Origin of the sequence: Pseudomonas panipatensis (assembly GCF_900099785.1) — a bacterium.
Classification (GTDB): Bacteria; Pseudomonadota; Gammaproteobacteria; order Pseudomonadales; family Pseudomonadaceae; genus Pseudomonas; species Pseudomonas panipatensis.
In genome coordinates, this window is the sequence record NZ_FNDS01000018.1 from 1 (window position 1) to 26,059 (window position 26,059).

The following is a 26,059-nucleotide window of genomic DNA, read 5'->3' on the forward strand; positions in this document are numbered from 1 at the left end:
GTCCGCGCGTTGGCAGTCCTATGCGACTCTTGGCCGAAGTGCTCTTTAACAAATCACTGTTCAACGGGTCACGGAACATCGCTTTCGGCGGCGTTTCGTGACCTTGGCTCGCTGAACAAGCTGCGGGTGCAAGACATCCCTGTCGCCACTTCAGCGCAGTCCTGAAACCCCGGCCCCGCCATCCATGGCGGTTCGCTCGCCGGGGCAACGCATGCGTTGCCAATTCCCGGCTCGCCCTCAAGCACATCGACCAGAAAACCGTCAGCCAGACCATCGACGCCATGGTCCAGGCCGACCCTAAGCTGGCCTGGCTGAAAGAGGCAGAGCAGCGCGGCGATGTGGATTGGCGCAGGGTCAAGGAAATCCACGACTCGTACAGCTACAGCCAGTCCGGCATGGGGCCGGCCACTCAGTTGGCGGTGGCGATCGTCGTGACGTACCTGACCTGGGGGGCCGGTAGTTCCCTAGTTGGTGTCGCTGCCAACAGCGTGCCGGGCGTCGTTGCCAACTCAGTCGCCGCCGCTGTCAGCAGCAACGCGGCCATCAGCACGGTCAACAACCGCGGCGACCTGGGCGCGGTGACCAAGGATGTCACCTCCAGCGATAGCCTGAAGAGCTATGTCGCCGCGGGTGTCAGCGGCGGCATCGGTAACGCCAATCTGGGTCTGCAACTGGCGGTTAATTCCGCGATGAAGACCGTGCTGCAAGGCGGCAAGTTCAAGGACAACCTTGCACAGGCGGCTGTGAGCATGGCGGCGGACCTACTCAGTGGCGCGCTCTACGAAAAGGTCGGTGACGGTCTTGCCGGCGCTGGACTGCCAACGAAGGTGGCGGTGCATGCCATCGTGGGTGGTCTGATCGGCGAAGCGGCTGGCGGTGATTTCCGCACGGCCGCCCTGGCGGCAGGGGCGAACGAGGCATTGGTGAATCTGGTGGGGGAAAAGCTCTTCCCCGGTGAGGCCCATGAGCGCGTTCTGGCCATGACCTCCCAGTTGCTTGGGATGACCGTGGCCGCGGCCGCCGGTGGCAGTGATAAGGATCAGGAAAAGGCCGGTTGGGTTGCTCAACAAGCCACGGTGAACAACTACCTGGACCATCGGGATGTGGATGAACTGGCCAAGGAACTGGTGGGCTGCCGGTCGAATCCCGATCCTGTTGCCTGCCGTGGTCAGGTTCAGGGCAAGTACCAGGCGATCAATGACCGCAAGGCCGGTGCGTCTCTGTATGGCTGCAAGGGCGAGGGGGAGACGGCTTGCAACGCGCAGCGCAATGCCGTGGAGGCAGGCTCCGCCAAGTTGGACTGGTTGTTCGGGCTGGGAACGCTGAACGCTGATGAACAGGATGTCATTGGACACTTCCAGGACATCAACCACAATGAGGAGCGTGTTGCCCAGCACGCCTGGCTGGAGTCGTTCCTGCAAGGCTCTGGAGTGATTGGCGGTGCTTTGTTGGGGGGAGCTGCTGGGCTTGCCGCTGCGCAGAGGGGGGGCTGCGGTAGGGGATGGGGCGAAGGAGGTTGCGGGTGCTGCTGACAATTCTGCACATAACGCGGCAAGTTTCGCTCAGCTGAAGCTTGATCTTAAAACAACAGAATCGGCTAATAATGTTGTTGATAGTCTTCGAGCCACAGGGCAGCTTCCTGCTAACTATGTAAATAAAGCTCAAGCGGCGCAGCAAGGTTGGCAGCCAGGAAAGGCTTTAAATAACAGTGTTCCGGGTGGGCAGATTGGCGGAGATATTTTCCATAATACGACGAATATACTTCCATTGAGCTCAGGCAGAACGTGGTTTGAAGCTGATATCGGTTTGAATAGCACGATATCCCGCAGCAATCAGCCAGGAACGAGGTTGCTGTATTCAAATGATGGGCTTCTTTATATAACTACGGATCACTATAAAACCGTCGCCCCTATTGGGACTTGGAAATAGCATAGGTCTATGAAAATCACGATTGATGGCCATGAAGTCGTTACAGAGCAAGATTTCCATCGTCAGTTGGCGGAGGCTTTAGGTGTCCAAGATTTTTATGGATATAACTTGGATGCGTTATGGGACTTGCTCAGTGCAAGTGTTGAACGGCCGTTGGTCTTGGTATGGAATGACCATGATTGTTCCAGAGGGAACATTCCACACGAATTTGATGGAATTATAGAGGTATTGGAGAGAGTGAAGCAGCAGGATGAGAGCTTCGGATGGGAAGATAAATTTTCTTATATTCTTGATTAGCCTAAAATTAAAATCCCCGGCTTAGCCGGGGATTTTAATTTTACTTCGTCACCGCCCCCCTGTCTCTGCTCGTGATCAGCCTGGTTGCCCCAACCCAACTTCCCCACCCCACCCCACCGGCGTGGAGGTTTTCACCTCAAATCTCGCCATCGGAACGAGTCTCTCCGCCTGATCCGTGGACAAGGACCGTTTCGATGACTGGGTGGATTGAACCGCCGAAACACCAATGGAAGTAATAGCCGGTCCGTTCCCATCCCGCGCGTTGACAGTCCCATGCGACTCTTGGCCGAAGTGCTCTTTAACAAATCACTGTTCAACGGGGCACGGAACATCGCTTTCGGCGGTGTTTCGTGACCTTGGTTCATTGAACAAGCATCGGGTGCAAGACCTCCCTGTCGTTACTTCAGCGCAGTCCTGAAACCCCGGCCCCGCCATCCATGGCGGGTCGCTCGCCGGGGCAACGCATGCGTTGCCAATTCCCGGCTCGCCCTCAACCTGAGCTGGGAGGACATGCTGACGGTGGGCTCTGGCGCCGCCGTGGACCAGACGCAAGCCAGCCGATAGCAGGCCCTGCTGCAGCAACTGAACACCGGCAACGACAACAACCCGATCAAGGCCAAGTTCGATTCCAGCCGCGACATTGCCGAGAGCGTTCTGGGCGGCCTGCAACTGGAAAACCGTCCGCTGAGCTGGGCCGACGGCTCGCCGATCGTCGCCCATGGCCAACCGGTCTACGCCTTCCAGGCCACGCCGGAACAGTTCGCTGACAGCAGCCTGTTCAACACGCCCTACCAAGGCAACCAGGGCTCGGCCAGTTGGGCGAACGTCTACCAGGCGGTGCAGCAATACGGCCAGGCTCAAGCCAATGCCCACGCTGGCGAGATCGGTACATTCAAGGGACAGGAAGACAGCCAGGGCTATCTTCGCGATGCACTGGGCAACCTCGTCGGCGATCAGGCCATTCGCGATACGACCATCGAGGAAACCCTGCTGGGAGGAGGACCGGCCGGCAAGGTCGCCGGCACGACTGCCGGTAGAGTGGCCAAGGAGCTTGGGGAGACGATTTCCGGGTGGGTTGAGGCTAAGCTTGCGACAAAAGGGGCTGCTGAATTACCGAAGCCTACCGTTGAGCTATTTGGGGGGATGAATGCTCAGACCCCTGGTGCAATAAACGTAGATATCCGGGCTGATATTCAGTCAGGCATTCGAGCAGATGCTACGAAGCTTCCTTTTAGGGATAATTCGTTGGGGGAGGTTGTTGCTAGTAATCCCTTCATTCCCAAGAGTGCGGGTGGTACTAACTCAATGATGGACTTTCTGCCGGAAGCTACTCGTGTAGTAGAACCAGGAGGAAAAATATTCATCAATGCAAATGCTGCGAATCCTTACGGCAAAATTCCAGGTGCACCTGAACTAGAATCTCTAGGTTTACGAGTTATACAAAATGGCCCTCTTGACTCTAGATTTTCAGGGCAAATATTCCTCCGTACAGACGGAAGTGTAATTACGAATCTCGACAGTATGAAAACTATCGTTTTGGAGAAAATAAAATGATGCTTTCTGTCGATTTTGATGATCTTGATACGTTTAATTGTACATATGGGATTTCAGAGCAAAAATCTGGAGCGCTTAGAGTTTTCGTTGAGGGAGGGCTAGCATTTCCGCATGGCATACTTTTAAGAGAAAATAGCGGTGTTCGCTTTGTTAAATGCGATAAAGACAAATCGAAGAGCGTAGAGGTCATATTTCCCAGGCACTACATTTTCGATCCGTCAAGGCGGGTTAGGTATTTTGAGTGGGAGCTGACTGATGATTGCCTTTTGAGAGCTCGTACTAAATCTGGCGAGTGGATTCAATATAAGAGCAAGGCTGATAGTCAATATGCTATGCATGAATTCGTTGGTGGATGCTGGTTTGTTTTTGAGGGCTTCTCATTTTCAAAAATGATAACCACCAAGTACACGGAATATAGAAAAAGCTCCACCGGGAATGAAGTGGTGCAAGAGCTTGGCTCCCGCTCTTTTGTTGATGCTCTTTCCAAAGAATATTTCTTAGAAGGGGTTCTTGAAACTCCGCCAGGACCGGGCTGGATGTCGTGGAATATTTATGCGAAGTCCTTCCACATTGAAATCCCAGACGTTTGAAAATATGTCCCGTCCAACTGTCCAAACTAACCTCCCCGCTATTGCAGCGGGGAGGTTTTTACGTCAAATCATCGAGTACGCCGTCCTCGCCGCGACCGCTGATCGATTATTCCCCTGATCCGCCCAACTGAAATGGCTCATTCGCGGCGACGCGCTCGCTGCGGCGGGCAGGAGCTTTCATACCGCGATGCCAGAGTCCGAGCTGACCGCGCGTTGGCAGTCCCATGCGACTCTTGGCCGAAGTGCTCTTTAACGAATCACTGTTCAACGGGGCACGGAACATCGCTTTCGGCGGTGTTTCGTGACCTTGGTTCATTGAACAAGCCGTGCCCAAGGGAGCTGTTTCCGCAGGAGGACAGGAAATCGCCGATCAGGCCCTCCAGGCCTTGATCGCGTCTGGAAGGACGCTGGGAGAGGCCAAGGCACGGCTTTCAGATCCGGATTTCCAGAGTGAAGTCCTCGGTAACCTGAAAGCGATTGAAACGCTCTACAAGACCAGCCCGGAGTTGATTACCAAGGCTCAGCAAGGCCTTATCGAAAAAAATATCAGCGTAAAGCTACCGAGCATTACCAACGATAAGCTCGCGTTGGATCGGGTCTCCGATATCAACAAGTATTTACAAGAGCATCCCGAGCAGGGCGAGGCGGTTGGCATTGTTCTCGCCGCTGCACAGGGGCCGAAAGGGCTTCTGATGTGGGCTGCACAGAAGGCCCTGGGGGAGACATCGGTTGGGCAGGCGGTCGCTCAGGTTAAGGAGGAGCTGCAGGCCCAGTTGGGGCGGAGGATCGCCGAGGCAATCGAAGGGAAGCCGCTTGATGCTAACGATGAGCTAGGTGCTTGGCGTCTAGGCGGTGGGTCGCTCATGGCAGGCATTCTGATCGGGAGTGCCGAGGGTGCGGTTGCGGGTAAGGTGATTACCTCTGCTAAGGTAGGTTCATCTGCTGCAAAAGGGGCTGCGGGCGCCAAAGGATTTGTCCCTGCTGAAAGAACAGGACTTAACTTTGAAACAAAAGTTGCAAATAAATCGGATGGGTATATCGATGTTGAACTATCCGCCAGGCAGAAATTCGATAAAACCGGTGCCGTTGTTGACAGAAAATTTGCTCAAAGCGACTTGGTTGCCCGGTACTCGCCCGATGGGAATTTGCATATCGATTGGTATGGCACGACCGTCTCCGGAAAAGGTGTAGGCAGTGAGATGGTGTCGCGGGCAATTGAAACAGTGGGGCCGGATAAGGTTAAAGCCGTTTCAGCCCAGTTAGGAAATGACAATCTAGAGGCTTTCAGGGCAGGAACTTCGGCAGGACTTTCTAAAGAGCAGGCTGTATGGAGCACTCCATTTGGAAAAAACGATGAACTCTCTAGGATTCAGGAGTGTTGAAGTTTCTGGGGCTAGCGTGAGGTTTCTTCGGTGAGAGTGAGCTATGGGTAAGGTTGAAGCTATCAAGGCGCTGATAAGTTTTGGTCGAGTGCAGGATGTTCTAGCTTTTGTTGAAGGCGACTCGATCTACATTTCTGCTGCGTCGGAAGGTGCTCCACAAAGTCCGGAACTTCGGCGAATCTGGATAATGGTGGTGCATCATTTGAGGTTTATTTCAGAGTTTGGCAATACTCCAGATAAAAAATTCAAGGACGGTAAGTACTTGAGCCCTTATCCTGAAGAGTTTGAGCAATGGCTAGATGAGGGGGTTCCAGGGATTGCTGAGGAAGATATTCAGAGGTATCTAGAACAAAATCCCTTGTAGAGTTCTCTGCTTGTCCCGTCCAACTGTCCAAACCAACCTCCCCGCTATTGCAGCGGGGAGGTTTTTACGTCAAATCATCGAGTACGCCGTCCTCGCCGCTACCGCTGATCAATTTTTTACCTGATTCCTCCGGCTGAAATGGCCCGAAGATCAGCACATCCCTCCATCGGAACGAATCTCTCCGCCTGATCCGTGGACAGGGGCTTTTTCAGTGGCTGGGTGGATCGAACCGCCGAATCACCAATGGAAGTAATAGCCGGTCCGTTCCCATCCCTGGCGTCAATCCACCCGAGCCGTTTCGGCACTTCTGGAAAGACGTTCCATACCGAGATGCCAGAGTCAGAACTGTCCGCGTGTTGACAGGCCCATGCGATGCTTGGCTGGGCCGCTCTTTAACAAATCAATGTTCAACGGGCCACGAAGCATCGCCTTGCTGAGCATAAGTTCGCAACTGGTGGGACTGGTCGCCACGGTGGTGCAGGACTCGGCTGCGGGCGCAGGCAAGTTGGAAACTGGTGCCCGGGTAGCGCAAAACGGTACGCAGTACAACTACCTGAACCATGACGATGGCAAAGACTTCGTTTCAAGCATGAAGGAATGCGGGAACGATGAGAACTGCCAGCGCAAAGCATGGGACGCAGGTTTTGCTCAACTGAGCCAAGCAAACTTCGATGAGGCCATGGCTACTGGAGGGGCAGCCTGGGCCAAGGACCAAATGCTGCAGATCACGGGTGGCCTTGCCGCTTTGGAGGGATTGACCTGTGTGACGGCGACCTGCGAACAGTACAAATTCACCCTGATTGATCGGGCACTGACCAGTTACGCCCGTTTGGCCGATGTGGTTGGCGAGTGGGAGCCGATTCTCGGTGCGATTGGCGGTGTAGCGGCGGGGGTTGCGGGCACTCGTCCTACCAGCAATGGCACCCGTCCACCGGGAAGTACCCCGACCGTTGGCTCGGCGCAGGTTGAAAAGGCCTATGCTTATTGGTCTAAAGTGAAGGCCGAAGGCGGGGTTTTTGGAAAAGGGACTGCGGCAGTAATTGACAGTGCTCCTCTTGCGCAAAGAGTGATGGATGTTCGCGCAGGGCTGCCATCTTATCTGCGGCGTAGTGGCAACGTAGCTGTCGCTGAAATCGATATCCAAGGATTGCCCAAACAAATGGCCGCGCATAGCCAGGTCTCTGAGGCTGGTAAGGGTCTTATTGGCTCCGGAAGTGGAAACTTTACGGCTCAGACTGTCCCCAATAAAGCAGGGGATATGGTTTATCGAGGAATAGATACGGAATATAAGATTCTCGATAATATTGCTGATAAGCTGGGTAGTAACACCTCTGCTAGAGAAACTGTAAATATACTTACTGAGAAGCCCGCATGCGCGAGTTGTCTGAATGTGGCTGAACAATTCAAAGCAAAGTATCCAAATATTACTGTTAATATATTTGATAATCAGGGTGGCATGCTCCGCCCCCCAAGGAAGACTCCATAATGGAAGAGCGCATAACCTATAGAGAAATTCGAGCGTGGTTCCTAGGGTGCTATTACAACTATTGCAGGGCGAAAGTTAAGAACAATAGTCCCTGGGTTGAGGGGGAAAGTGAGGCTGGCTATGCGTATAGTGAGCTTGAAAAATCTTTTGATATGCCTGTTGAGAATTTAATGCTGGAGGTTATTTCTCTTATTCTTGGTGCGGGACGGTCTTCAGATCAGTCTCAGAAATATCACAGGGGTATAATTTCTGAGTTGTTAAGTGAGAATAATCTTTCTGATATGCTGAAAGAGTTACCAGAGGAAGAGGCTGAAGAATTTAAAGCGGATCTTAAACTTTTAAAACTTTATTGAGGGTGGTTGCAGGAGCTGAGTTGTCCCGTCCAACTGTCCAAACCAGCCTCCCCGCCATTGCAGCGGGGAAGTTTTTACGTCAAATCATCGAATCTGCCGTCCTCGCCGCTACCGATGATCGACTTTTAACCTGATTTCCCCGGCTGAAGTGGCCAAACAGTCAGTATTTCTCACCATTGGAACGCATCTCTCCGCCTGTTCCGTGGACAAGGCTTTGTGTATTGGCTTGAAATTGAGCTGTTGTGCTACCAGCGCAAGCAGCACCTCGTCAGCATCCCAGGCGTCGAACCACTCGTCCCGTTTCGGCACGTCTGGAAAGACTTTTCATACCGCGATGCCGGAGTCCGAGCTGTCCGCGTGTTGACAGCTCCATGCGAAGCTTCGCCGAGCCGCTCTTTAACAAATCAATGTGCTACGGGACATAGAACATTGCCTTCGGCGGTGTATCTTGACCTTCGTTCACTGAACACGCAGCGGGTGCAAGACATCCCTCTCGCTACTTCAGCGCAGTCCTGAGACCCCGGCAAGACATATCAGCAGGGAACTCAGGCTAATTTCGAACAAAGGTTTCCAGACCAAGAGACAAAGAAGTGGCAATCAAATGCCCACTTGGATATTACGGACTAAACTATGGATGCAAAGCTAAAGCGGCTTCATAGCCCCGATATTTACAATCTTGAGAATTACCATCCGGAGTTTCCGGATAGTTTTGGTTTCCTCCTGCAGGCGATGATTGGGCCAGCGGATGAGGAAGGCGAAGAGTCATTTGATATAGAGGTTTGTACTCCAAAATGGATTGAAAAAAAACTTGGGTCAAATGAGGTTATTATAGGGGTACATTACCTTATTGTCCGAGATTACAATTATCAAAAAATTGTTCACGCCATCGAGAAATTCTTGCTGGGTTGTTCGGGGGAGAACTGGAGTGAGGTTTCAATGAAAGTATCAAGATTAGGCTTGTGGGAATTTGAAGGTTACCAAAATGGATGCGTTTGAGTAAGGACAGACAACTGTCCAAACCAAATTCCCCGTCATTGCAGCAGGGAGGTTTTTACGTCAAACCATTGATCCCTCCATTCTCTTCGCTACCGCTAATCGATTTTTCACCTGATTCCTCCGACTGAAATGGCCGAAAAGTCGCCCTTCTCGCCATCGCAACGAATCTCTCCGCCTGATCCCTGGACAAGGACTTTTTCGGTGACTGGGTGGATCGAACCGCCGAATCACCAATGGAAGTAATAGCCGGTCAACAACCCATCCCAGGCGTCGAACCAAGCCGTCCGCGGGGGCGTACGGATCGATCCTGCGTCACGCTTTCAGTGGTGTGCGTCCGCCCAGGTTCAGGTGGGGGCGCTCGGCGTTGTACCTGACACTGAAGCGATCCAGGCTTTTCTGTAGCTGGCTGGCGTTTAGCACTCGCCAGCGGTCCAGTGCGCTTTTCACGGTGGCGCACAATTGCTTGATCGCTGGTGCAATCGCCCTGTTCCAAGAGGCCATCGATCCATCCTGTCGTCGAGCGGATTTGCCGAAAGCACAGCCACCAACAGATTCCAGTCAAGTCTCTTCGGGATGTTTCTCTGGCTCTTTGGGATGAGCCGAAGGTAATGGACTACAGATTTCCCTTATTGATAATTGAGACTAAGAGTATTCCTTCGGAATTATTCGAATTGTCGGAGCGAATTGCCTGACTTTAGCGCGAAATGCACAGCTTATTTTATATAGGAAGTTTCCTTTATTTGGCTTTAGCTTTTCCCGAAAACAACCGGAGAAAACTCCATGAAAGGGAAAGTCCTGAGTCTTGCCATGATGACGCTGTTGACTGGCTGCAATGGCTGGGTAAAACCCGAAACCGACAGTCAATTGACCTCTCGCTATTTCACCGTGACCTCCGGCCTGCCTGTGCCGGGTTTGATCGTCGCTTCTGCGGTGCAGTGGAACGCCGACTATGCGGTAACCGCTGGCCACGTGCCTTACCTGTCCAGCCAGGTCTATTCCTGCAGCACCCGCTGCGACCTGGTGTTCATCAAACACAAGGCCAGCGGGCCGCTGCCCAATTGGCGTTCGGCGCGCAATGGCGAGGAAGTGACCGCGCTGGGCTCCAGCAGTTTGCTGATTCCGATGAGTTCCCATGGGCGCTACTGGCCGGTGCCCTACGTCAACCTCAACGAGCGCAACAACGAGATGTACGGCATCCATGACGCCGCGCTGGCCCAGGGCATGTCCGGTGGGCCGCTGATCGGCAACGATGGCGATGTGCTGGGCATCAATATCGGCTACCAGGGCACCACGTTCCGGGGCATCAGCCATCCGGGGCTGAAAGGCGCCAAGCGCGTCAGTGTGTTCGTGCCTTATGCGGTGATCGAGCGTGAGTGGAAGCTGTTCCAGGCGCGCATGGCGCAGCAGGGCCAGGCCAAGGGAAAGGATGGAGTTCCCTTGGCCGAGCAACCCCGCCCGGTGTCCGGCTCGGGCGTCTGACCCGGGGTGGGGGTTCCGCTGTGGGGGCTCGCCGGAGGCGAGCGGGGCGCAACTGGCGAGCCCCCACGGAGGAGCCAAAGGATTTTCCGACGCGCCTTCACGAAGCTTTCACCAGGTTTTCAAAGCCGTGTATTTCAAGGCTTTCAGCCATTTTCACGTTGATCCTCGGGGGCTTTTACACATAGGGTTACAAATGATTTCCCGGGTTGGCGGATGATTTTTCCGCCCGTGGGAAGGCCCTGTGTCCGCCTGAGTGATGTCCCCCATGGCCTTGAATAATTCCAAAGCCAAAGCCGTTTTCCGTGTGGTTAGCGGCAACTTCCTCGAGATGTACGACTTCATGGTGTATGGCTTCTATGCCACCGCCATCGCCAAGACCTTCTTCCCCGGTGACGACCCCTTCGCCTCGCTCATGCTGTCGCTGGCGACCTTCGGCGCCGGCTTCCTGATGCGCCCGCTGGGGGCGATCTTCCTCGGCGCCTATATCGACCGCCATGGCCGCCGCCAGGGGCTGATCATCACCCTCGGCCTGATGGCCATGGGCACCCTGTTGATCGCCTTCGTCCCCGGCTATTCGACCCTGGGCGTCTTCGCCCCCTTGCTGGTGCTGACCGGGCGCCTGTTGCAGGGCTTCTCCGCCGGCGTCGAGCTAGGCGGGGTGTCGGTCTACCTGGCGGAAATCGCCACCCCCGGCCGGCGTGGCTTCTTCGTCAGTTGGCAGTCGGCCAGCCAGCAGGTGGCGGTGGTCTTCGCCGGCCTGCTGGGCGTGCTGCTCAACCAGTGGCTGAGCCCGGCGGAAATGGGCGAGTGGGGCTGGCGAGTGCCCTTCCTGGTCGGCTGCCTGATCGTCCCGGCGCTGTTCCTCATCCGCCGCTCGCTGGAGGAAACCGAAGCCTTCCAGCAGCGCAGGCATCACCCGAGCCTGGGCCAGGTACTGCGCTCCATCGGGCAGAACTTCGGCCTGGTGCTGGCTGGCACGGCTATGGTGGTGATGACCACGGTGTCCTTCTACCTGATCACCGCCTATACCCCGACCTTCGGCAAGAACGAGCTGCACCTGTCGGACTTCGACAGCCTGCTGGTGACCATGTGCATCGGCCTGTCGAACTTCTTCTGGCTGCCGCTGATGGGCGCGCTGTCCGACCGCATCGGCCGTCGCCCGCTGCTGATCGCCGCCACCGGGCTGGCGCTGCTCACTGCCTACCCGGCACTGTCCTGGCTGGTCGCCGAGCCGAGCTTCGCCCGCCTGCTGATGGTCGAGTTGTGGCTGTCGTTCCTCTACGGCAGCTACAACGGCGCCATGGTGGTAGCCCTGACCGAGGTGATGCCGGCCGATGTGCGCACCACGGGCTTCTCCCTGGCCTACAGCCTGGCCACCGCGACCTTCGGCGGTTTCACCCCGGCGGTGTGCACCTGGCTTATCCACAGCCTGGACAACAAGGCCGCCCCGGGCCTGTGGTTGAGCGGCGCGGCGTTGCTCGGCCTGCTCGCCACTCTGGTGCTGTTCCGCCGCGGCGGCAAGGCGCGGGCAGCGGCGGGCGCCCTGGCGGAGACCTGAGTCGCTGCGGCGATTTGCCCCGGGGGCTTGCCAGGCGAGGTTGACGCCGATCAAGGGGGGACGGCGGCGGGCGGAGAAGGATAGGACATTGATTTCCCTTTCATCCGCCAGCGGAGAAAACGCTATGCCTACCCCCCTTCACCAGCACGCCGCAGCGCTCGCCGCTGTCGGCAATGACCACTGGATCGAGACCCTGGAAGACGGCAGCCATGTGCTGATCCGCCCGCTGCGCTCGGAAGACCGCGAGCTGGAGCGCGATTTCCTCAATCGTCTGTCGCCGATGACCCGCAAGCTGCGCTTCCACGGCGAGGTGAAGGTCAACGAAGCGCTGCTCGACAGCCTGATGGATGTGGATTACCAGCAGACCATGGCCTTCGTCGCCCTGGTGCACGAGGACGGCGAGCTGCGCGAAGTCGGTATCAGCCGTTATGCCGCGGCCGAGGATGGCAGCCAGTGCGAATGCGCCCTGACCACCGCCGACGACTGGAAGCGCAAGGGCCTGGGCCTGACGCTGATGCGCCATCTGATCGAGGTGGCGCGGCGCAATGGCTTCACCCAGATGTACAGCATCGACCAGGCGATCGACCGTGACATGCGCGACCTCGCCGTGCAGCTCGGCTTCCGCGCCCAGCGCGACCCGGACGATTCCACCCGGGTGATCCGCAGCCTGGAGCTGTGAGGCCCGTCGGCGCCGCGCTTCAGCCGCGGCGTCGGCGCAGCAGCAGGGCGAAGGGCAGCAACAGCGCCAGCGCTGCGGCGGCGCCCAGCGGATAGGCGCTGTCGTCGTCCAGCAGCGGCCGTTCGATGCGCAGGTAGCCGTCACCCTTGAACAGTTGCCGCGCGGTGTCGTTGGCCTGTTGCAGGCTGACCTTGGCCAGGCGGCGTTCTTCGTTGGGGAAGTGTTCGCCATCGAAGTCCGAGAGCGCGCCCCAGTAGTAGTCGGCGAGGGTCGCGTTGCTCGGTGTGCTCCAGGCCAGTTGCGCCCGCGCCACGCGCTGGATGCGGGCGAAACGCTGAGGGTCCAGGCCATGCTGGCGGATGCCGTCGAGCAGTTCGCGCATGGCCTGTATGGTGGCTGCCTGGTCGCTGCGTTCGATATCCGCGTTGAGGCTGAGGAAGCTCTGGTTGGACCAGGAGGCGCGTTCGCTCCAGGGGCCGTAGGACAGTTCGCGATGTACCCGCAAGTCACTGTAGAGGGCGTCGCTGAGGTAGGCCTGCAGCAGGTCGAGGGCGGCGCCGTCGGCGTCCTCCGGCTCGGGGAAGATCCAGTGCAGCACCGCGCCTTCGCCGAACAGCCCGGTATTCAGGGTGCGCTCTGGCGCCGCCGGACCTTTCATTTCCGGCAGTTCGCGGCGCTCCGGGGTGGCGTGGTCGGGCAGGCTGCCGAAGGTGCGACTGAGGTAGGCCGGCAGGCGCGGGTCGAGGTCGCCGACCACGATCAGGGTCATGTTGCTCGGCACGTACCAGTCGCTACGCAGCTTTTCCAGCTGGGCCTGGGTCAATTGCGCCACCTGCGGGCGCTCGGCGCAGGCCAGGCCGAGTTCCACGGCCAGTTGTTCCTGCCCGCTGCGGCTGATGTTCTGGTGGTCGAGGAAGCGTTGCAGGTGCGAATAGTGGCCGCCGTCCTCGCGGATCAGCACTTGCTTGGTGGATTCGATCTTCGCCGTGTCCAGGCGGGTGCGGGTGAGCGCTTCGAGCAGCAGGTCGAGGACCTGGCGCTGGGTCGCCGCCGGCGCCTCGATGACGAAGGTGGTGTCGCCCTCGCTGGTGTAGGCGTTCCACTGCCCGCCGAGGGTCTGCATGCGCGCTTCCAGGTCGGCCTCGTCACCGCCGTCCAGGCCGCTGAAGAACAGGTGTTCCATCAGGTGCGGCAGTTGGCGGTCCTGGCAGGAGAAGTCGGAAAAGCCCACGCCCACCACCAGCCGGATGGACACCGAGCCGCGCTGGTCGGTGGGCTTGAACAGTACGCCCATGCCGTTCTGCAGTTGGTAGCCCTCCACCGCCGAGCGCGTGTCGGCGAGCGACCAGGGACTGAACAGCAGCAACAGCAGGGGGACGAACAAGCAACGCATGGGCCAAGCCTGGAAAAACAAAGCCACGAGGATAGCGGATTGGCGGTGATCTACCTACCCATTGGCGACCGGCTGGCGAGCGCGCGCCGAATGGTCATGCGGCGTATTCGCCTCAGTCGGCTATGGTTGTTGGAATCTTATCCGATGGAGAGCCTGGATCTGCCCGGACAGCGTGTCCCGCCGTCGCCGCCTGGAGGCCGGTCGACCAGCGGGCGGGGGGGACGATCCCCTGTGGCGCGTTGGCCAGCGGATGCAGACTGTCGTTTCAGCCTTAAGCCGAGAGCGAGCCTATGCGGGTCATGATTACCGGCGCTGCCGGCTACATCGGCCAGCACCTGATCAACGAATTGGCCATCCAGCACCTGGACTGGACCCTGATCGCCGCCGATGTGCGCAGCCTGCCGAGCCAGGGACTGCGCCACAACGTCGAGCCGATGCTGCTGGACATCGGCCACCCCAAGCAGGTGATGGATGGCGTGCGCGCCTGCCGTCCCGATGCCATCGTGCACCTGGCGGCGGTGATCAATCCGCCCGCGGACATGTCGCTCGCCCGCCTGCACGCCATCGAGGTGGGCGGCAGCAAGCGGCTGATCGCGGCGGCCGGCGAAAATGCCGTGCGCCAGTTGATCGTCGCCAGTTCCGGCGCGGCCTATGGTTTCCACCCGGACAATCCCGAACTGATCGACGAAAGTCACCCGCTGCGCGGCCATTCGCAGTTCGTCTATGCCCGCCACAAGCATGAAATCGAGCAACTGCTGGAAGAGGCCCGGAGCACTTATCCACAGATGCGCCAGTTGATCCTGCGCCCCGGCACCATCCTTGGCCGTGGCGCGCACAATCCGGTCATCGACCTGTTCCGCCGCCGTTCGATTCTCGGCCTGAGCGGTCGTTGCGGTGGCGTCGGGTTCATCTGGGTGCAGGACGTGGTCAACGTCATCCGCCAGGGCCTGGAGCGCGGCAGCGAAGGCATCTACAACCTGGCCGGCGACGGCGCGCTGAGCCTGCGCGAGATCGCCGAAATCCTCGACAAGCCCTATCGCGCGCTGCCGGCCCCGCTGCTGCGCGGCGCGCTGGCCGTGCTCAAGCCGCTCGGGCTGTCGCGCTACGGCCCCGAGCAGGTGGACTTCCTGCGCTACCGCCCGGTGCTGGACAACCGCCGCTTGAAGGAAGAGTTCGGCTATTGCCCGCGCTATTCCAGCCGCGAGGCCTTCATGGCCTTCCTTGCCGCGCGCGGGCTGGCCGCGCGCGAGTAGGCCAGCCACCGGCGCGGCTCAGGTGCCGCTGCGCCGACCCTCCCAGAAATGCCCGGCGAGCAGGCGCAACTCCTCGGCCAGGGCCGCCACCCGCGCGGCGCTGGTCTGGCTGCTGCTGGCGCTGGCGGCGTTGCCGTCGGCCGATTCGCGAATCGCCAGCAGACTGCGCTGGATGTCTTCGCTGGCGGTGCTCTGCTCCTCGATGGCGCCGGCGATGTCCAGGCTCATGCGCTGGATCGCCGCCACCTGGCCACGGATTTCCTCCAGCGCCCCGGCGGCGCGTCCGGCCTGGTCGAGGCTGGCCAGCGCCTGCTCGCAGCTGCGTTGCAGGGCCTCGACCGAATCGCTGGCGCCACGCTGCAGGTCATTGATCAGGCCGTGGATTTCCTGGGCCGAGTCCTGGGTGCGCGAGGCCAGGGCGCGCACTTCGTCGGCGACCACGGCGAAACCGCGCCCGGCTTCCCCTGCCCGGGCGGCTTCGATGGCGGCGTTGAGCGCCAGCAGGTTGGTCTGCCCGGCGACTTCCTGGATCACTTCGAGCACCCGCGAAATCGCGCCGCTGTGGCCTTGCAGTTGCTCCACCGCGTCGCTCGCCTGGCGCACGCCGTTCTCCAGCGTGGCCAGTTGCGCGCGGGTCACCTCCACCTCGCCATGGCCGACCTGGGTCACGCGCTCGCTGCATTGCGCCGCCACCGCACTGTGCTGGGCGTGCTGCGCCACCTCCTGGACGCTTTGCGCCAGTTGCTGCATGGCGCTGGCCACCTGGTCGGTTTCCTGTTGCTGGCGGCGTGTGCCGACGCTGCCGCAGTCCACCGCGGCGGCCAGCTCGCCGGCATGTTCGGCGAGCTGGCGCGAGGCATCGGCCATGCGTCCGACCACCGCGGCGGTCTCGGCTTCGAGCATGCGCAGGGCGAAGTCGAGTTCGCCGAATTCGTCGACACGCCCGCTGTACAGGCGTTGGCTGACCGGGTTGTCGGCGACCTTGCGCGCGTGCGCCAGCAACGCTTGCAGGGGCCGCAGGCCGTGCCACAGCCAGGCGCCGCCCAGGCCCAGGGCGAGAACGAACGCGGCTGGCGCCAGCGACGGCGCGAGCACCGTGAGCAGGGCACCGGCGCCCTGGGCCACGGCCAGCCCGGCGAGCAGGCGCATGGCCAGGCTCAGACGCGGCTTGCGCGGCTGCCAGCCGGCGCTCAGGCGGGCATAGAGCTGTTCGGCGGCGGCGACTTCGGCGGCGCTGGCGCGGGTGCGCACCGACTGGTATTCGACCACCTTGCCATCGCGGCGGATCGGCGTGACGAAGGCGCTGACCCAGTAGTGGTCGCCGTTCTTGCAGCGGTTCTTCACCAGGCCCATCCAGTTCCGCCCGGCCTGCAGGGTCTGCCACAGATGGGCGAAGGCCGCCGGCGGCATGTCCGGGTGGCGCACGCGGTTGTGGTTGTAGCCGAGCAGCTCCTCGGGGCTGAAGCCGCTGATCTGGATGAAGTCGGGGTTGATGTGGGTGACGGCGCCTTTGAGATCGGTGGTGGAGAGGATATTGGCGGTGGCCGGTACGTCCACCTCGCGGCCGCTGACCGGCAGGTTGATCTTCATAGGGCGTTCTCCTGGGTTGCCTCGAACAACTGCTCTGGCGCCCGTGGCGGGCTGAACAGGAAGCCTTGGGCGAAGCGGCAGCGCTCCTCGCGCAGGAAGTTCAGGTGCTCGATGCGTTCGACGCCCTCGGCCACCACTTCCAGGCCCAGGCTGCGGCCGAGACCGATGATGGCGCGGCAGATGGCGCTCAGCTCGGTATCGTCGGGGGTCTGCGTGATGAAGCTGCGGTCGACTTTCAGCATGTGCAGCGGGAAGCGCTTGAGGTAGCCCAGCGACGAGTAGCCGGTGCCGAAGTCATCGAGTGCCAGGCGCACGCCGTAGGCGGCCAGCTCGCGCAGGCAGGCGAGGGTCTCGGCGCCGTCCTGCATCAGCAGGCTTTCGGTGATTTCCAGCACCAGGCTCGACGCGGCCAGGCCGGTTTCCGTGAGTATCTGCCGGACCCGCTCGGCGAAGCCGGGCTGCTGCAACTGGCGGATGGACAGGTTCACCGAGCAGTACAGCTGCGGATGGCCGTTGCGTTGCCAGGCGAGGGTCTGCCGGCAGGCCTGGCGCAACACCCAGTCGCCGACCCGGACGATCTCGCCGGACTCCTCCAGCGCCGGGATGAAGCGCAACGGCGACACCGTTTCGCCCTGGTGCCTCCAGCGCAGCAGCACCTCCACCGCGACCCATTGCGGCGGTTCGACGTCGATGCGCAGGATCGGTTGGTAATGCAGGCTGAACTCGTCGCGTTCGAGCGCCTGGGCCAGCGCGCTTTCCAGTTCCAGGCGCTGTTGCGCGGCGGCCTGCAGCTCGCTGCTGTAACGCGCGTACTGCGCCTTGCCGGCTTCCTTGGCGCGGTACAGGGCGAGGTCGGCGGCCTGCAGCGAATTGATCGCCTGGCCCTCGGCGATCAGCCCGGTGATGCCGATGCTGGCGCTCACCACCAGGGTGCGGCCTTCCAGGTGCAGCGGTTGGTGCAGGCAGTCGAGCATGCGCTGGGCGACCTTCTCGGCGTCGTCCAGGCTGGCCATGTCGTCGAGCAGCACGACGAACTCGTCGCCGCCGAAACGCGCCAGGTGGTCGCCGGGGCGCAGGCAACGCAGCAGGCGCTGGGCGACCTCCACCAGCACGCGGTCGCCGACCGCATGGCCGAGGCTGTCGTTGATCAGCTTGAAGCGGTCGAGGTCGACGAACAGCAGGCCGGCCTCGCGCGCGCCGGGGCGTTGCTGGCGCAGCAGGGCCTGTTGCAGCAGTTCGTCCAGGCGCAGGCGGTTGGCCAGGCCGGTGAGCGGATCGTGGCGGGCGGCGTGGCTGAGCTGGTGTTCGCTGGCCTTGCGCTGGCTGATGTCGGCTTGCGAGCCGGCCATGCGCCCGTCGGTGGTGACGCCGCGGGTGAGCACCCAGAGGTAGCCGCCGTCGCGCTGGCGGATGCGGTATTCGTGGTTGAGCAAGGCGCTGTTGCCGCGCAGGTGGGCGTCGATGGCCTGGCGCAGACCGGGCAGGTCGTCCGGGTGCACGCGGGCGAACCAACTGGCGCTGCCTTCGCCGAGGCTGTCGCGGCTCAGGCCGAGCATGCTGGTCCAGCGCTCGGAGACGTACAGCCGGTCGTTGGCCAGGTCCCAGTCCCAGATGCCGTCGTTGGCTCCGCGCAGGGCGCGGGCGAAGCGCGCCTCGCTGTCTTCCAGGGCCTGGCGCTGGGCGGCGCCGTAGGTGTCGATGGCCAGTGACATGTCGAAGAACACGCGCTTGAGCAGGCTGGAGAAGGCCGCGGCGTTCGGATGCTCGGCGAAGAGTTCGTCGAGCATGTGCTCCAGGTACAGGCGGTAGGCGCCCAGGTACCACTTCAGCTCGACGCCGACCTGCTGGTGCACCAGGCCGATGCGCAGTCGGTCGTGCACGTAGCCGGAGTCGAAGGGGGCGTCCCAGAGTTGCTGGTAGTAGGCCAGTTGGCTGCGCTTGAGCCGTTCGAGGATCACCGGGTCGCGCAGAATGCCGGCCATCGGCTCGAAGTGGCCGAGGTGTTCGTAGAGCCGCTCGATGAAGCGTCGGTGGCTGTCTTCCTGATCCGCCGCTTTGTCGAGCAGCGGACACATGTCGCTGTCTTGCCATTGCAGATAGCGCAAGCGCTGTCCGATTTCCGCCGGCGACAGGCCGATGCGGTTGAGCACGCTGTCAAGCTTGGGTCCCAGGCCCATGCCTCTTCTCCTTGCTGTTCTTCTTTTTTTTGCGGGCATAAAAAAAGCGCCGGTGCGTCGCTCGAATGAACAGCGACGAACACAGCGCTTTGTCTTGCAGGCCTTTGGCATCCTGCCCGGCAAAGCCAGCTTCCACACACAGAGGCGGAACGCGGGTCGGGAAGTTTTACACTACTCGCGGACCGTCAGACAACTCTTTCAGCGCATCACGCAAGCGGTGGCGTAGCTGGCCCAGTTCGCGGGACTTGAAGGCATGCCGGCTGTGCTCCAGCACGCTGATGGCGTCGGCCAGCAGAGCGTGGATGCGCGCGGTATCGCTCAAGGGTTCGTTCTGCAACCAGCGGCAGAGGGGCGCCTGCTGGCAGTCCTGGTGACTGCTGAGCACGGTGCAGGGCACATTGCAGGCGGCCAGCAGGGCGCGTATCTGGCGGGCCAGGGGTTCGTCCTGGGTGGCCACCAAAAGCTGCGCCGGTGGCCGGGAGACAGTCATGGGATCGGTCATCGATAGCAAATAGCCAGCAACCCTAGCCGATTACTTGCCGCTGGCATTGACGTGGATCAGTTCCGCCAGGGGCATTGCCCGGCAATCCGACCGGGAACAGGTTCAACCGGCGGCACCGGAGCCCGGCGCCGCGACCTCCACGGCGAGCCCGTCGAGTGCCGCCGCGCCGGGCTCGCCGGCCTCGGCGAAGGATTCTTCGGCGGCGCTGGCGGCTGCCTCGGGGTTGTCCAGCACGGCGTAGGCGATGGCGCAGAACAGCGAGTTGAGGCGCTTCATGTCGCTGATCAGGTCCAGGTGCAGGGAGCTGGTCTCGATGCTCTGCACCACCTGTTGGCGCAGGCGGTCGACGTGGGCGTGGGCGTAGCGCCGCTCCTGCAGGCGGAAGCGCTGCTTGGCCCGGCGCAGGCGGTGGGCGCCTTCCTGGTCGCCGTTGAGGAACACCGACAGGCTCAGGCGCAGGTTGACCAGCAGTTGGCTGTGCAGGGCGGTGATCTCGGCCAGGCCATTGGCGGAGAACGAGCGGCTGCGCGAGGTCTTCTTGTCCTGCACGGCACTGAGCATGTGCTCGATGATGTCGCCGGCCTGCTCCAGGTTGATCGCCAGTTCGATGACCTCGGCCCAGCGCCGGCTGTCGCGTTCGCCGAGGTCCTCGCGGGGCATGCGCGCCAGGTACAGCTTGATCGCTGTGTAGAGCGCGTCGACGTCGTCGTCGAGCTTGCGGATCTGCTTGCCGAGCAGGGCGTCGCCGCCGCGGATGATCTGCAGCAGGTCGAGCAGCATCTGTTCGACGATATCGCCCATGCGCAGGGTTTCACGGACCGCGTTGACCAGCGCCAGGCTCGGCGTGTCCAGCGCCGCCGGGTCGAGGTGGCGCGGCCGCACGCGGTCCTCGGGGGTGGCGCGGTCGGGCATCAGGCGCGTGCAGAAGGCCGCCATCTGGGTGGTCAGCGGCAGGCAGGCGAGGCAGCGCAGCGAGTTGTAGAGGACGTGGAAGGCGATCACCAGCTCCTGGCTGCGGAACGGCCAGCCGTCCATCCACTGCGCCAGGGGGCCGACCAGGGGCAGCACCAGGGCGCAGCCGACGACCTTGAACAACAGGCTGCCGAGGGCCACTCGGCGGCCGGCGGCGTTCTGCGCGGAGGCGCTGATCAGCGCCAGGATGCCGCTGCCGAGGTTGGCGCCGACCACCAGGCACAGGGCGACCTTCAGCGAGATCACCTTGGAGGTCGCCAGGGTCGCGGTGAGCAGCACGGCGGCCAGGCTGGAGTAGGAGATCATGGCGAAGAGCGCGCCGGTCAGGGCATCGAGCATGACGTCGCCGGTGAGGCTGGAGAACAGCACCTTGACGCCTTTGGCCTGGGTCATGGGCTCGGCGGCGGCGACGATCAGTTGCAGCGCCAGGATGATCAGGCCGAGGCCGATGAACACCCGGCCGAGCTGGCCGATGCGGGTCTGCTTGCGGCTGAGGAAGAAGATCACCCCGAAGAAGATCAAGAGCGGCGACAGCCACGACAGGTCGAAGGTCAGCACCCGCGCCATCAGCGCCGTACCGACGTCGGCGCCGAGCATGATCGCCAGCGCCGGGGCCAGGGCCATCAGGCCGCTGGCGACGAAGGAGGTAGCCAGCAGCGCGGTGGCGTTGCTGCTTTGCACCAGGGCGGTGACGCCGATGCCGGCGGCGAAGGCCAGCGGAGGCTTGCGCACGCTGCGGCTGAGGATGCGTCGTAGGTTGGCGCCGTAGACCCGCAGGATGCCGCTGCGGACGATATGGGTGCCCCAGACGAGCAGGGCGACGGCGGAGAGCAGATCGAGCAATTTCAGCATGGCGGCCCCCTCGTACAGCGTCGCCAGCCGCCAGTGCCCGTGCCAGACGCGTTGGCGCATGGGCTGGGCTGGCGACGGCCAGGCGTATTGTCAGCCAGATGTCATGGTAGACCCCCGCATTCCCGTGGAGGTTCGCCAAGCGCCTGATTCGTCGAGCTTCTTTCCCATGAGTAAAGACCGCCGACGGCTTCTTGGCCGCTTTCGCACCGAGAATTTTCCCGCTGTGGATAAGTGCTCCGGCTAGACTGCCGGGCTATAGCCTGCCGGCCTGCCGCACGGTTCGGCCCATCGTCACAGGAGCCTTCATGCCTAACCGCCCGTCGCTTTCCCTGTTCCGTCTGCTGGCGCCGCTGCTGCTGGTGCTCGGCCTCGGCGCCTGTAGCAGCCTGTTCGGCCCCGGCGATCCGCTGCGCGTCGACCTGGTGGGCCTGGAGCCCCTGCCCGGGCAGGGCATGGAGGCGCGCTTCGCGGTCAAGCTGCGGGTGCAGAACCCCAACGAGCGGGCCATCGACTATAACGGCGTGGCGCTGGACCTGAGCATCAACGGCCAGCCGCTGGCCAGCGGCGTCAGCGACCAGCCGGGCCAGGTGCCGCGCTTCGGCGAGACCGTGCTGAAGGTGCCGGTGAGCATTTCCGCCTTCCGCCTGGCGCGCCAGGCCTGGGGGCTGAGCAGCTGGGCGCCGCGTCAGGGACTGCCTTACGAACTCAACGGCAAGCTCGCCGCCGGACTGTTCAGCACCGTGCGTTTCCACGACCAGGGCGTGCTCGACTGGCCGGCCCCGACCGGCACGCTGAAATAGCCGCGCTCAGGCCGCGGCCTGGATCAGCCAGAGCAGGCCCAGCAGGCTGGCGCCGGCGAGCAGGGTCTGCAGGGTGATGAGGCCGGCCATCAGGTGACTGTCGCCGCCGAGCTGGCGGGTCAGGACATAGGCGGTGGGCGCCGTGGGCAGGGCGAAGAACAGGATCAGCACGGCGCTTTCCAGGGGCGCCAGGCCGAGCAGCCGGGCAATCCCGAAGGCCAGTGCCGGCATGCCCAGCAGGCGCACGGCGCAGGCGCCGAGCAAGGTCGGCAGTGCGGCGCGTAGCTCGCGCGGTTGCAACGCGGCGCCGACGCAGAGCAGGCCCAGCGGCAGGCTGGCCACGGCCAGCAGGTCGAACAGGCGCGCACTGCCGCCGTCCAGCTCGACCCCGGCGAGATTGACCAGCGCGCCAGCGGCGCAGGCGAGGATCAGCGGGTTCTTCAGGACCGGTAGCAGCAGCGCGCGCGGGCTGATGCCGCGTTCGGCAGTCAGCGCCCACACCGACAGCAGGTTCACCGCCGGCACCATCAGCGCCAGCAGCAGTGCGGCCAGGGTCAGCCCCGGCTTGCCGTAGAGACTGCCCACCGCCGCCAGGCCCAGGTAGGTGTTGAAGCGCAGCACGCCCTGCGCCAGGGCGCCGAAGCGCGCCGCGTCCCAGCCGCGCAGGCGCCGCCAGAGCAGCAGCCCAAGCCAGGCGCAGCCCAGGCCGAGCAGCACCGCCAGCGCCAGCCGCGCCAGACCGGGCTCGCGCAGCGGCGCCTTGGCCAGGCTGGCGAACAGCAGGGCGGGGAACAGGATGAAGTAGTTCAGGCGTTCCGCCGCCGGCCAGAAGGCCTCGCCGGGGAAGCCGCGGCGGCGCAGCAGGAAACCGCCGACGATCAGCGCGAAGAGTGGCCAGAGGGCCTGGAACAGGAGGGTCACGGTGACTCCGCGAGGCGGCTGGTGCGGCCATCTTGCCGAGCCCGCGGCGGGCCCGGCAAGTCGAATCGCCGTGGCTCAGTGTCCCGCGTCGGGACGGCAGCGCAGCAGCACCTGGTGCAGCAGGCGGCGGCTCGCTTCGTCGAGGTCGAGGCTGGAGGTATCCAGCTCCAGGTCGGCGTCCAGCGGTGCCTCGTAGGGGCTGTCGAGGCCGGTGAAGTGCTTGATGCGGCCTTCCAGGGCGGCCTGGTACAGGCCTTTGGGATCGCGTTGCGCGCAGACCTCGAAGGGCGTGCTGACATACACGCCGAAGAACTCCTCGGCACTGAACAGGGCGCGCGCGGCATCACGCTCGGCGCGGAACGGCGAGATCGCCGAGACGATCACCACCAGCCCGGCGTCGGCCATCAGGCGGGCCACCTCGGCGATGCGACGGATGTTCTCGCGGCGGCCTTCGGCGCTCATGTCCAGGTCGTTGCACAGCCCGCGGCGGACGTTGTCGCCATCGAGCAGGAAGCTGTGTACGCCGGCGTCGTGCAGCGCCAGGTCGAGGGCGTTGGCCAGGGTCGACTTGCCGGCGCCGGACAGGCCGGTCAGCCAGACGCAGCAGGGACGCTGGCCTTTCTGCGTGGCGCGGGCCTCGCGGGCGACGCTCAAGGCGTGGGGGTGTATTTGTGTAGCGCGGGTCATCGTAGGCTCTCTTCACTCATAGCCAAGCAACTGGTAGTCGCGTTGATAGGCGCGGCGCACCAGGCGGCGGGTACGTGTGTTGCAGAAGTCGCGGATGGTTCCTTGCTCGCGCTTTTGCGTGGCATTCAGGTGCGGCAGCCGGGCGTCGTTGCCCAGGCGCTCGCAGAGGGCTCGGAAGTCTTCTTCCAGGCGCTCCTGGCGGCCGATGAAGTCCATTTCCAGGTGGCCCAGGGAATTGATCAGGAAGTCGGTCTGCGGCACGAAGTGCAGCAGCTTATGCAGGTTGTCCGGGTGCAGCCAGTGGCTGACGAAGTCATCGAAGTCACGGTACTTGCCGACCATCTGCTGGGCCGCCTGGTCGCGCTTGCCCAGCGGATTGCCGCGCAGGAAGGCATAGGCGGAATAGGCGCGCTCCAGCGGGTCGCGGACGAAGCTGAACTTGAAGCTCTCGGCGTACTCGCGGGGGAACTGTTGCTCGTACCAGTGCAACGGCAGGTGGCCGGGCCGGCCGTTGTCGAACAGGGCGGCGCAGAGGCTGCTGCCGGCGCACTTGGGCACATGGATGAACAGGCAGGCACGCTGGCGGAAGTAATCGGGAAAACGCAGATTGCCCGACATCGCCTTGTTGACGATCTGCCGCTCGTGCGCGGGCAGGCGCGCGAGCAGGAAGGCCCGTTGGCGCTTGGGCAGGAGTTTCCAGAAATAGCGTTGCAGCATGGGGGCCCTCATGGCTCCAGAGGGTCTCTCCGGTTGCATTGGGTGATCGGTCGGGACGCGGTGTCGCCGGTCTGGGTCATTGCCAGGCAACCTTAGCAGGCGTCCGGAATGTGGATATTCCTTCTTGGTCAAGATTGTAAAGAAGTTGACACATTTCGCTGACCCCCATCGGTCGGGGGCTTCGCGTGGGGGCACGGGACATCCGCGGCGGCGCTTCGCCGATGGCCATGGGCGTCGGCGCAAGCCAGCTTTTTCTTATGTCGCGACCACATATTTAATAATTTTCCGAGCCTCCCGCTTCGGCCACCATCGCTCTGTCACGTGCCGTCGTTCGTCTTGCCCGTCGAGGACGACATCGGCCGCAGGGTCCGCAGAGTCCCGCGCCACGCACGTTCCGGTGAGATTCGTTCCTTCGGCCTTCTGGCCACTGCCGCAGTTCATCAATAACAAGCCAAATCGGCTGTGGGAGTGCTTCATGAACCAGTCCTTGCTCGTGCGTTTCGCTCGTCCCCTCGCCCTTGCCGGGCTGCTCGGCGCCGCCGCCGGCGCGCAGGCCGGTACCCTGTCCATCGGCCACACCACCTGGGTCGGCTACGGCACCCTGTACCTCGCCCGCGACCTCGGCTACTTCAAGGAGCAGGGCCTCGACCTGCAACTGACGCCCATCGAGGAGGCCTCGATGTACATGGCCGCGCAGGCCTCCGGGAAACTCTCCGGCTCGGCCTCGACCATCGATGAGATCCTCAAGTACCGCCCGCAGTTCTGCTTCAAGGCCGTGGCCGCGCTGGACGACAGCCATGGCGGCGACGGCGTGCTGGTCGGCAAGGAGGTCAACAGCCTGGCCGAGCTGAAAGGCAAGGAAGTGGCGGTCAACGAAGGCTCGGTGTCGCAGTTCTGGCTGTCCTACCTGCTGAAGAACGCCGGCATGTCGCTGAGCGACATCAAGGTGCAGAACATGACCGCCGACGACGCCGCCACCGCCTTCATCGCCGGCCGCGTGCCCGCCGCGGTGACCTGGGAGCCGCACCTGTCGCTGGTGCGCGAAAAGCAGCAGGGCAAGGTGCTGGTCGATAGCACCGCCACCCCTGGCGTGATCGTCGACGTGGTGGCGCTTAACTGCGACGTCATCGAGAAGCAGCCGGAGGACGTCAAGGCGCTGGTCAAGGGTCTGTACAAGGCCGTGCAGTACACCCAGGAGCACCCGCAGGAGGCCTACGCGATCATGGCCAAGGGCGTCGGCGGTTACCTCTCCGATCCCAAGGAGCTGGCCAACGCGGCCAAGGGCGTGCGCTTCTACGACGAGGCCATGAGCGAGAAGCTCCTCGGCAGCGCCGGCAAGCCCGGCGACATCAAGGCCATCATCGGCCTGGCCAACGAGACCTGGAGTTCGCTGCAGGGCAAGACCTTCCAGGTCAGCTACGACGACCTGATCGACACCCGCTTCGTCGTGCAGTGACGGTGGCGGGCCACGCGCCCGCCCCAAGCGTCCCCAACCGTTCCACGTCCTGACGGATGGCCATGGCCATCC

The 26,059-nt window shown here is 62.1% G+C and carries 25 protein-coding genes and 1 pseudogene; 16 read left to right on the plus strand and 10 right to left on the minus strand.

Features of this window, described 5'->3' with window-relative positions; genetic code table 11:
• Positions 1-215: 215 nt before the first annotated feature.
• From BLQ74_RS28290 to BLQ74_RS25875, 10 genes and pseudogenes are all read left to right on the plus strand, one after another.
• Positions 216-929: pseudogene (locus tag BLQ74_RS28290) on the plus strand (DUF637 domain-containing protein); the annotation flags it as partial.
• A 511-nt stretch (positions 930-1,440) separates the two neighbouring features.
• Entirely contained in the window at positions 1,441-1,929 is a 489-nt protein-coding gene (locus BLQ74_RS25840; RefSeq protein ID WP_244507272.1) for a ribonuclease domain-containing protein, read from the plus strand.
• Between the two features lie 9 nt (positions 1,930-1,938).
• Positions 1,939-2,226, plus strand: coding sequence for a barstar family protein (locus tag BLQ74_RS25845; RefSeq protein WP_090268214.1), 288 nt, complete (start codon positions 1,939-1,941; stop codon positions 2,224-2,226).
• Between the two features lie 837 nt (positions 2,227-3,063).
• A complete protein-coding gene (locus tag BLQ74_RS27855; protein WP_244507273.1) occupies positions 3,064-3,780 on the plus strand; it encodes a class I SAM-dependent methyltransferase in 717 nt (238 codons plus the stop codon).
• Positions 3,777-4,370, plus strand: a complete 594-nt coding sequence (locus tag BLQ74_RS25855) for a hypothetical protein (RefSeq protein WP_090268216.1) — start codon at positions 3,777-3,779, stop codon at positions 4,368-4,370. The genes BLQ74_RS27855 and BLQ74_RS25855 overlap by 4 nt, the downstream gene beginning before the upstream one ends.
• Before the next feature lie 326 nt (positions 4,371-4,696).
• Positions 4,697-5,752 carry a hypothetical protein gene (locus BLQ74_RS25860; RefSeq protein WP_090268218.1) on the plus strand — a complete coding sequence of 352 codons (1,056 nt, stop codon included), beginning with the start codon at positions 4,697-4,699 and terminating at the stop codon, positions 5,750-5,752.
• A 43-nt stretch (positions 5,753-5,795) separates the two neighbouring features.
• Positions 5,796-6,116 carry a hypothetical protein gene (locus BLQ74_RS27265; RefSeq protein WP_139199131.1) on the plus strand — a complete coding sequence of 107 codons (321 nt, stop codon included), beginning with the start codon at positions 5,796-5,798 and terminating at the stop codon, positions 6,114-6,116.
• Between the two features lie 430 nt (positions 6,117-6,546).
• Entirely contained in the window at positions 6,547-7,602 is a 1,056-nt protein-coding gene (locus BLQ74_RS27500) for a deaminase domain-containing protein (protein ID WP_212633174.1), read from the plus strand.
• Positions 7,602-7,955: an Imm2 family immunity protein gene (gene imm2, locus BLQ74_RS25870; RefSeq protein WP_090268220.1), complete on the plus strand. Its 354-nt coding sequence runs from the start codon at positions 7,602-7,604 to the stop codon at positions 7,953-7,955. The genes BLQ74_RS27500 and imm2 overlap by 1 nt, the downstream gene beginning before the upstream one ends.
• A gap of 630 nt (positions 7,956-8,585) precedes the next feature.
• Positions 8,586-8,951, plus strand: coding sequence for an immunity 8 family protein (locus BLQ74_RS25875; protein ID WP_090268222.1), 366 nt, complete (start codon positions 8,586-8,588; stop codon positions 8,949-8,951).
• Between the two features lie 312 nt (positions 8,952-9,263).
• Here BLQ74_RS25875 and BLQ74_RS28295 read toward each other — a convergent pair whose 3' ends face one another.
• A complete protein-coding gene (locus BLQ74_RS28295) occupies positions 9,264-9,452 on the minus strand; it encodes an integrase core domain-containing protein (protein ID WP_139199132.1) in 189 nt (62 codons plus the stop codon).
• Between the two features lie 279 nt (positions 9,453-9,731).
• Here BLQ74_RS28295 and BLQ74_RS25880 point away from each other — a divergent pair, with 279 nt between their 5' ends.
• The 3 genes from BLQ74_RS25880 to BLQ74_RS25890 all read left to right on the plus strand — a co-directional run bounded on the left by BLQ74_RS25880 (position 9,732) and on the right by BLQ74_RS25890 (position 12,667).
• Positions 9,732-10,430 (plus strand): S1 family serine peptidase, encoded by a 699-nt coding sequence (locus tag BLQ74_RS25880; protein ID WP_090268224.1) that lies wholly within the window; start codon positions 9,732-9,734, stop codon positions 10,428-10,430.
• A 265-nt stretch (positions 10,431-10,695) separates the two neighbouring features.
• The gene (tcuC, locus tag BLQ74_RS25885) at positions 10,696-11,988 is read left to right on the plus strand and encodes an MFS transporter (protein ID WP_090268226.1); all 1,293 of its coding nucleotides are present in this window, start codon (positions 10,696-10,698) and stop codon (positions 11,986-11,988) included.
• Positions 11,989-12,112: 124 nt separating this feature from the next.
• Positions 12,113-12,667 carry a GNAT family N-acetyltransferase gene (locus BLQ74_RS25890; RefSeq protein ID WP_090268228.1) on the plus strand — a complete coding sequence of 185 codons (555 nt, stop codon included), beginning with the start codon at positions 12,113-12,115 and terminating at the stop codon, positions 12,665-12,667.
• A 19-nt stretch (positions 12,668-12,686) separates the two neighbouring features.
• Here BLQ74_RS25890 and BLQ74_RS25895 read toward each other — a convergent pair whose 3' ends face one another.
• Complete coding sequence (locus BLQ74_RS25895; protein ID WP_090268230.1) at positions 12,687-14,060, minus strand: M16 family metallopeptidase; 1,374 nt, start codon at positions 14,058-14,060, stop codon at positions 12,687-12,689.
• A gap of 290 nt (positions 14,061-14,350) precedes the next feature.
• On the opposite strand from BLQ74_RS25895, the gene BLQ74_RS25900 reads away from it, so the two are divergent.
• Positions 14,351-15,313, plus strand: a complete 963-nt coding sequence (locus tag BLQ74_RS25900; protein ID WP_090268232.1) for an NAD-dependent epimerase/dehydratase family protein — start codon at positions 14,351-14,353, stop codon at positions 15,311-15,313.
• Positions 15,314-15,331: 18 nt separating this feature from the next.
• Here the strand turns inward: BLQ74_RS25900 and BLQ74_RS25905 are convergent, their stop codons facing one another.
• The 4 genes from BLQ74_RS25905 to BLQ74_RS25920 all read right to left on the minus strand — a co-directional run bounded on the left by BLQ74_RS25905 (position 15,332) and on the right by BLQ74_RS25920 (position 21,406).
• Positions 15,332-16,903 (minus strand): methyl-accepting chemotaxis protein, encoded by a 1,572-nt coding sequence (locus BLQ74_RS25905; protein ID WP_090268233.1) that lies wholly within the window; start codon positions 16,901-16,903, stop codon positions 15,332-15,334.
• The gene (locus tag BLQ74_RS25910) at positions 16,900-19,080 is read right to left on the minus strand and encodes a putative bifunctional diguanylate cyclase/phosphodiesterase (protein WP_090268235.1); all 2,181 of its coding nucleotides are present in this window, start codon (positions 19,078-19,080) and stop codon (positions 16,900-16,902) included. Before BLQ74_RS25910 ends, BLQ74_RS25905 begins: the two co-directional genes overlap by 4 nt.
• Positions 19,081-19,246: 166 nt before the next feature.
• Positions 19,247-19,570: a hypothetical protein gene (locus tag BLQ74_RS25915; protein ID WP_090268237.1), complete on the minus strand. Its 324-nt coding sequence runs from the start codon at positions 19,568-19,570 to the stop codon at positions 19,247-19,249.
• Between the two features lie 114 nt (positions 19,571-19,684).
• Positions 19,685-21,406, minus strand: coding sequence for a Na/Pi cotransporter family protein (locus BLQ74_RS25920; RefSeq protein ID WP_244507274.1), 1,722 nt, complete (start codon positions 21,404-21,406; stop codon positions 19,685-19,687).
• 305 nt (positions 21,407-21,711) lie between these two features.
• Here BLQ74_RS25920 and BLQ74_RS25925 point away from each other — a divergent pair, with 305 nt between their 5' ends.
• Positions 21,712-22,206, plus strand: coding sequence for an LEA/WHy family protein (locus tag BLQ74_RS25925; RefSeq protein WP_090268239.1), 495 nt, complete (start codon positions 21,712-21,714; stop codon positions 22,204-22,206).
• A 6-nt stretch (positions 22,207-22,212) separates the two neighbouring features.
• Here the strand turns inward: BLQ74_RS25925 and BLQ74_RS25930 are convergent, their stop codons facing one another.
• The 4 genes from BLQ74_RS25930 to BLQ74_RS27505 all read right to left on the minus strand — a co-directional run bounded on the left by BLQ74_RS25930 (position 22,213) and on the right by BLQ74_RS27505 (position 25,008).
• Positions 22,213-23,193, minus strand: coding sequence for an AEC family transporter (locus BLQ74_RS25930; RefSeq protein WP_244507275.1), 981 nt, complete (start codon positions 23,191-23,193; stop codon positions 22,213-22,215).
• A 9-nt stretch (positions 23,194-23,202) separates the two neighbouring features.
• On the minus strand, positions 23,203-23,814 hold the full coding sequence (gene cysC / locus BLQ74_RS25935) for an adenylyl-sulfate kinase (RefSeq protein ID WP_090268243.1): 612 nt from the start codon (positions 23,812-23,814) through the stop codon (positions 23,203-23,205).
• 12 nt (positions 23,815-23,826) lie between these two features.
• Positions 23,827-24,531, minus strand: a complete 705-nt coding sequence (locus tag BLQ74_RS25940) for a sulfotransferase family 2 domain-containing protein (protein WP_090268244.1) — start codon at positions 24,529-24,531, stop codon at positions 23,827-23,829.
• A gap of 255 nt (positions 24,532-24,786) precedes the next feature.
• Positions 24,787-25,008 (minus strand): hypothetical protein, encoded by a 222-nt coding sequence (locus BLQ74_RS27505; RefSeq protein ID WP_090268246.1) that lies wholly within the window; start codon positions 25,006-25,008, stop codon positions 24,787-24,789.
• Between BLQ74_RS27505 and BLQ74_RS25950 the strand changes: the two genes are divergently transcribed.
• Positions 25,007-25,987: an ABC transporter substrate-binding protein gene (locus BLQ74_RS25950; protein ID WP_090268248.1), complete on the plus strand. Its 981-nt coding sequence runs from the start codon at positions 25,007-25,009 to the stop codon at positions 25,985-25,987. The genes BLQ74_RS27505 and BLQ74_RS25950 overlap by 2 nt on opposite strands.
• Positions 25,988-26,059 lie beyond the last annotated feature (72 nt).

Bases quoted from the DNA above. Each gene is read 5' to 3' on its own strand.
- BLQ74_RS25940 (WP_090268244.1), bottom strand. From the start codon at position 24,531: ATGCTGCAACGCTATTTCTGGAAACTCCTGCCCAAGCGCCAACGGGCC.
- BLQ74_RS25920 (WP_244507274.1), bottom strand. From the start codon at position 21,406: ATGCTGAAATTGCTCGATCTGCTCTCCGCCGTCGCCCTGCTCGTCTGG.
- BLQ74_RS28295 (WP_139199132.1), bottom strand. From the start codon at position 9,452: ATGGCCTCTTGGAACAGGGCGATTGCACCAGCGATCAAGCAATTGTGC.
- BLQ74_RS27265 (WP_139199131.1), top strand. From the start codon at position 5,796: ATGGGTAAGGTTGAAGCTATCAAGGCGCTGATAAGTTTTGGTCGAGTG.
- imm2 (WP_090268220.1), top strand. From the start codon at position 7,602: ATGGAAGAGCGCATAACCTATAGAGAAATTCGAGCGTGGTTCCTAGGG.
- BLQ74_RS25875 (WP_090268222.1), top strand. From the start codon at position 8,586: ATGGATGCAAAGCTAAAGCGGCTTCATAGCCCCGATATTTACAATCTT.
- BLQ74_RS25855 (WP_090268216.1), top strand. From the start codon at position 3,777: ATGATGCTTTCTGTCGATTTTGATGATCTTGATACGTTTAATTGTACA.
- BLQ74_RS27505 (WP_090268246.1), bottom strand. From the start codon at position 25,008: ATGAAGCACTCCCACAGCCGATTTGGCTTGTTATTGATGAACTGCGGC.
- BLQ74_RS25910 (WP_090268235.1), bottom strand. From the start codon at position 19,080: ATGGGCCTGGGACCCAAGCTTGACAGCGTGCTCAACCGCATCGGCCTG.
- BLQ74_RS25950 (WP_090268248.1), top strand. From the start codon at position 25,007: ATGAACCAGTCCTTGCTCGTGCGTTTCGCTCGTCCCCTCGCCCTTGCC.
- BLQ74_RS25890 (WP_090268228.1), top strand. From the start codon at position 12,113: ATGCCTACCCCCCTTCACCAGCACGCCGCAGCGCTCGCCGCTGTCGGC.
- cysC (WP_090268243.1), bottom strand. From the start codon at position 23,814: ATGACCCGCGCTACACAAATACACCCCCACGCCTTGAGCGTCGCCCGC.
- BLQ74_RS25900 (WP_090268232.1), top strand. From the start codon at position 14,351: ATGCGGGTCATGATTACCGGCGCTGCCGGCTACATCGGCCAGCACCTG.
- BLQ74_RS25925 (WP_090268239.1), top strand. From the start codon at position 21,712: ATGCCTAACCGCCCGTCGCTTTCCCTGTTCCGTCTGCTGGCGCCGCTG.
- tcuC (WP_090268226.1), top strand. From the start codon at position 10,696: ATGGCCTTGAATAATTCCAAAGCCAAAGCCGTTTTCCGTGTGGTTAGC.
- BLQ74_RS25915 (WP_090268237.1), bottom strand. From the start codon at position 19,570: ATGACTGTCTCCCGGCCACCGGCGCAGCTTTTGGTGGCCACCCAGGAC.
- BLQ74_RS25845 (WP_090268214.1), top strand. From the start codon at position 1,939: ATGAAAATCACGATTGATGGCCATGAAGTCGTTACAGAGCAAGATTTC.
- BLQ74_RS25880 (WP_090268224.1), top strand. From the start codon at position 9,732: ATGAAAGGGAAAGTCCTGAGTCTTGCCATGATGACGCTGTTGACTGGC.
- BLQ74_RS25895 (WP_090268230.1), bottom strand. From the start codon at position 14,060: ATGCGTTGCTTGTTCGTCCCCCTGCTGTTGCTGCTGTTCAGTCCCTGG.
- BLQ74_RS25905 (WP_090268233.1), bottom strand. From the start codon at position 16,903: ATGAAGATCAACCTGCCGGTCAGCGGCCGCGAGGTGGACGTACCGGCC.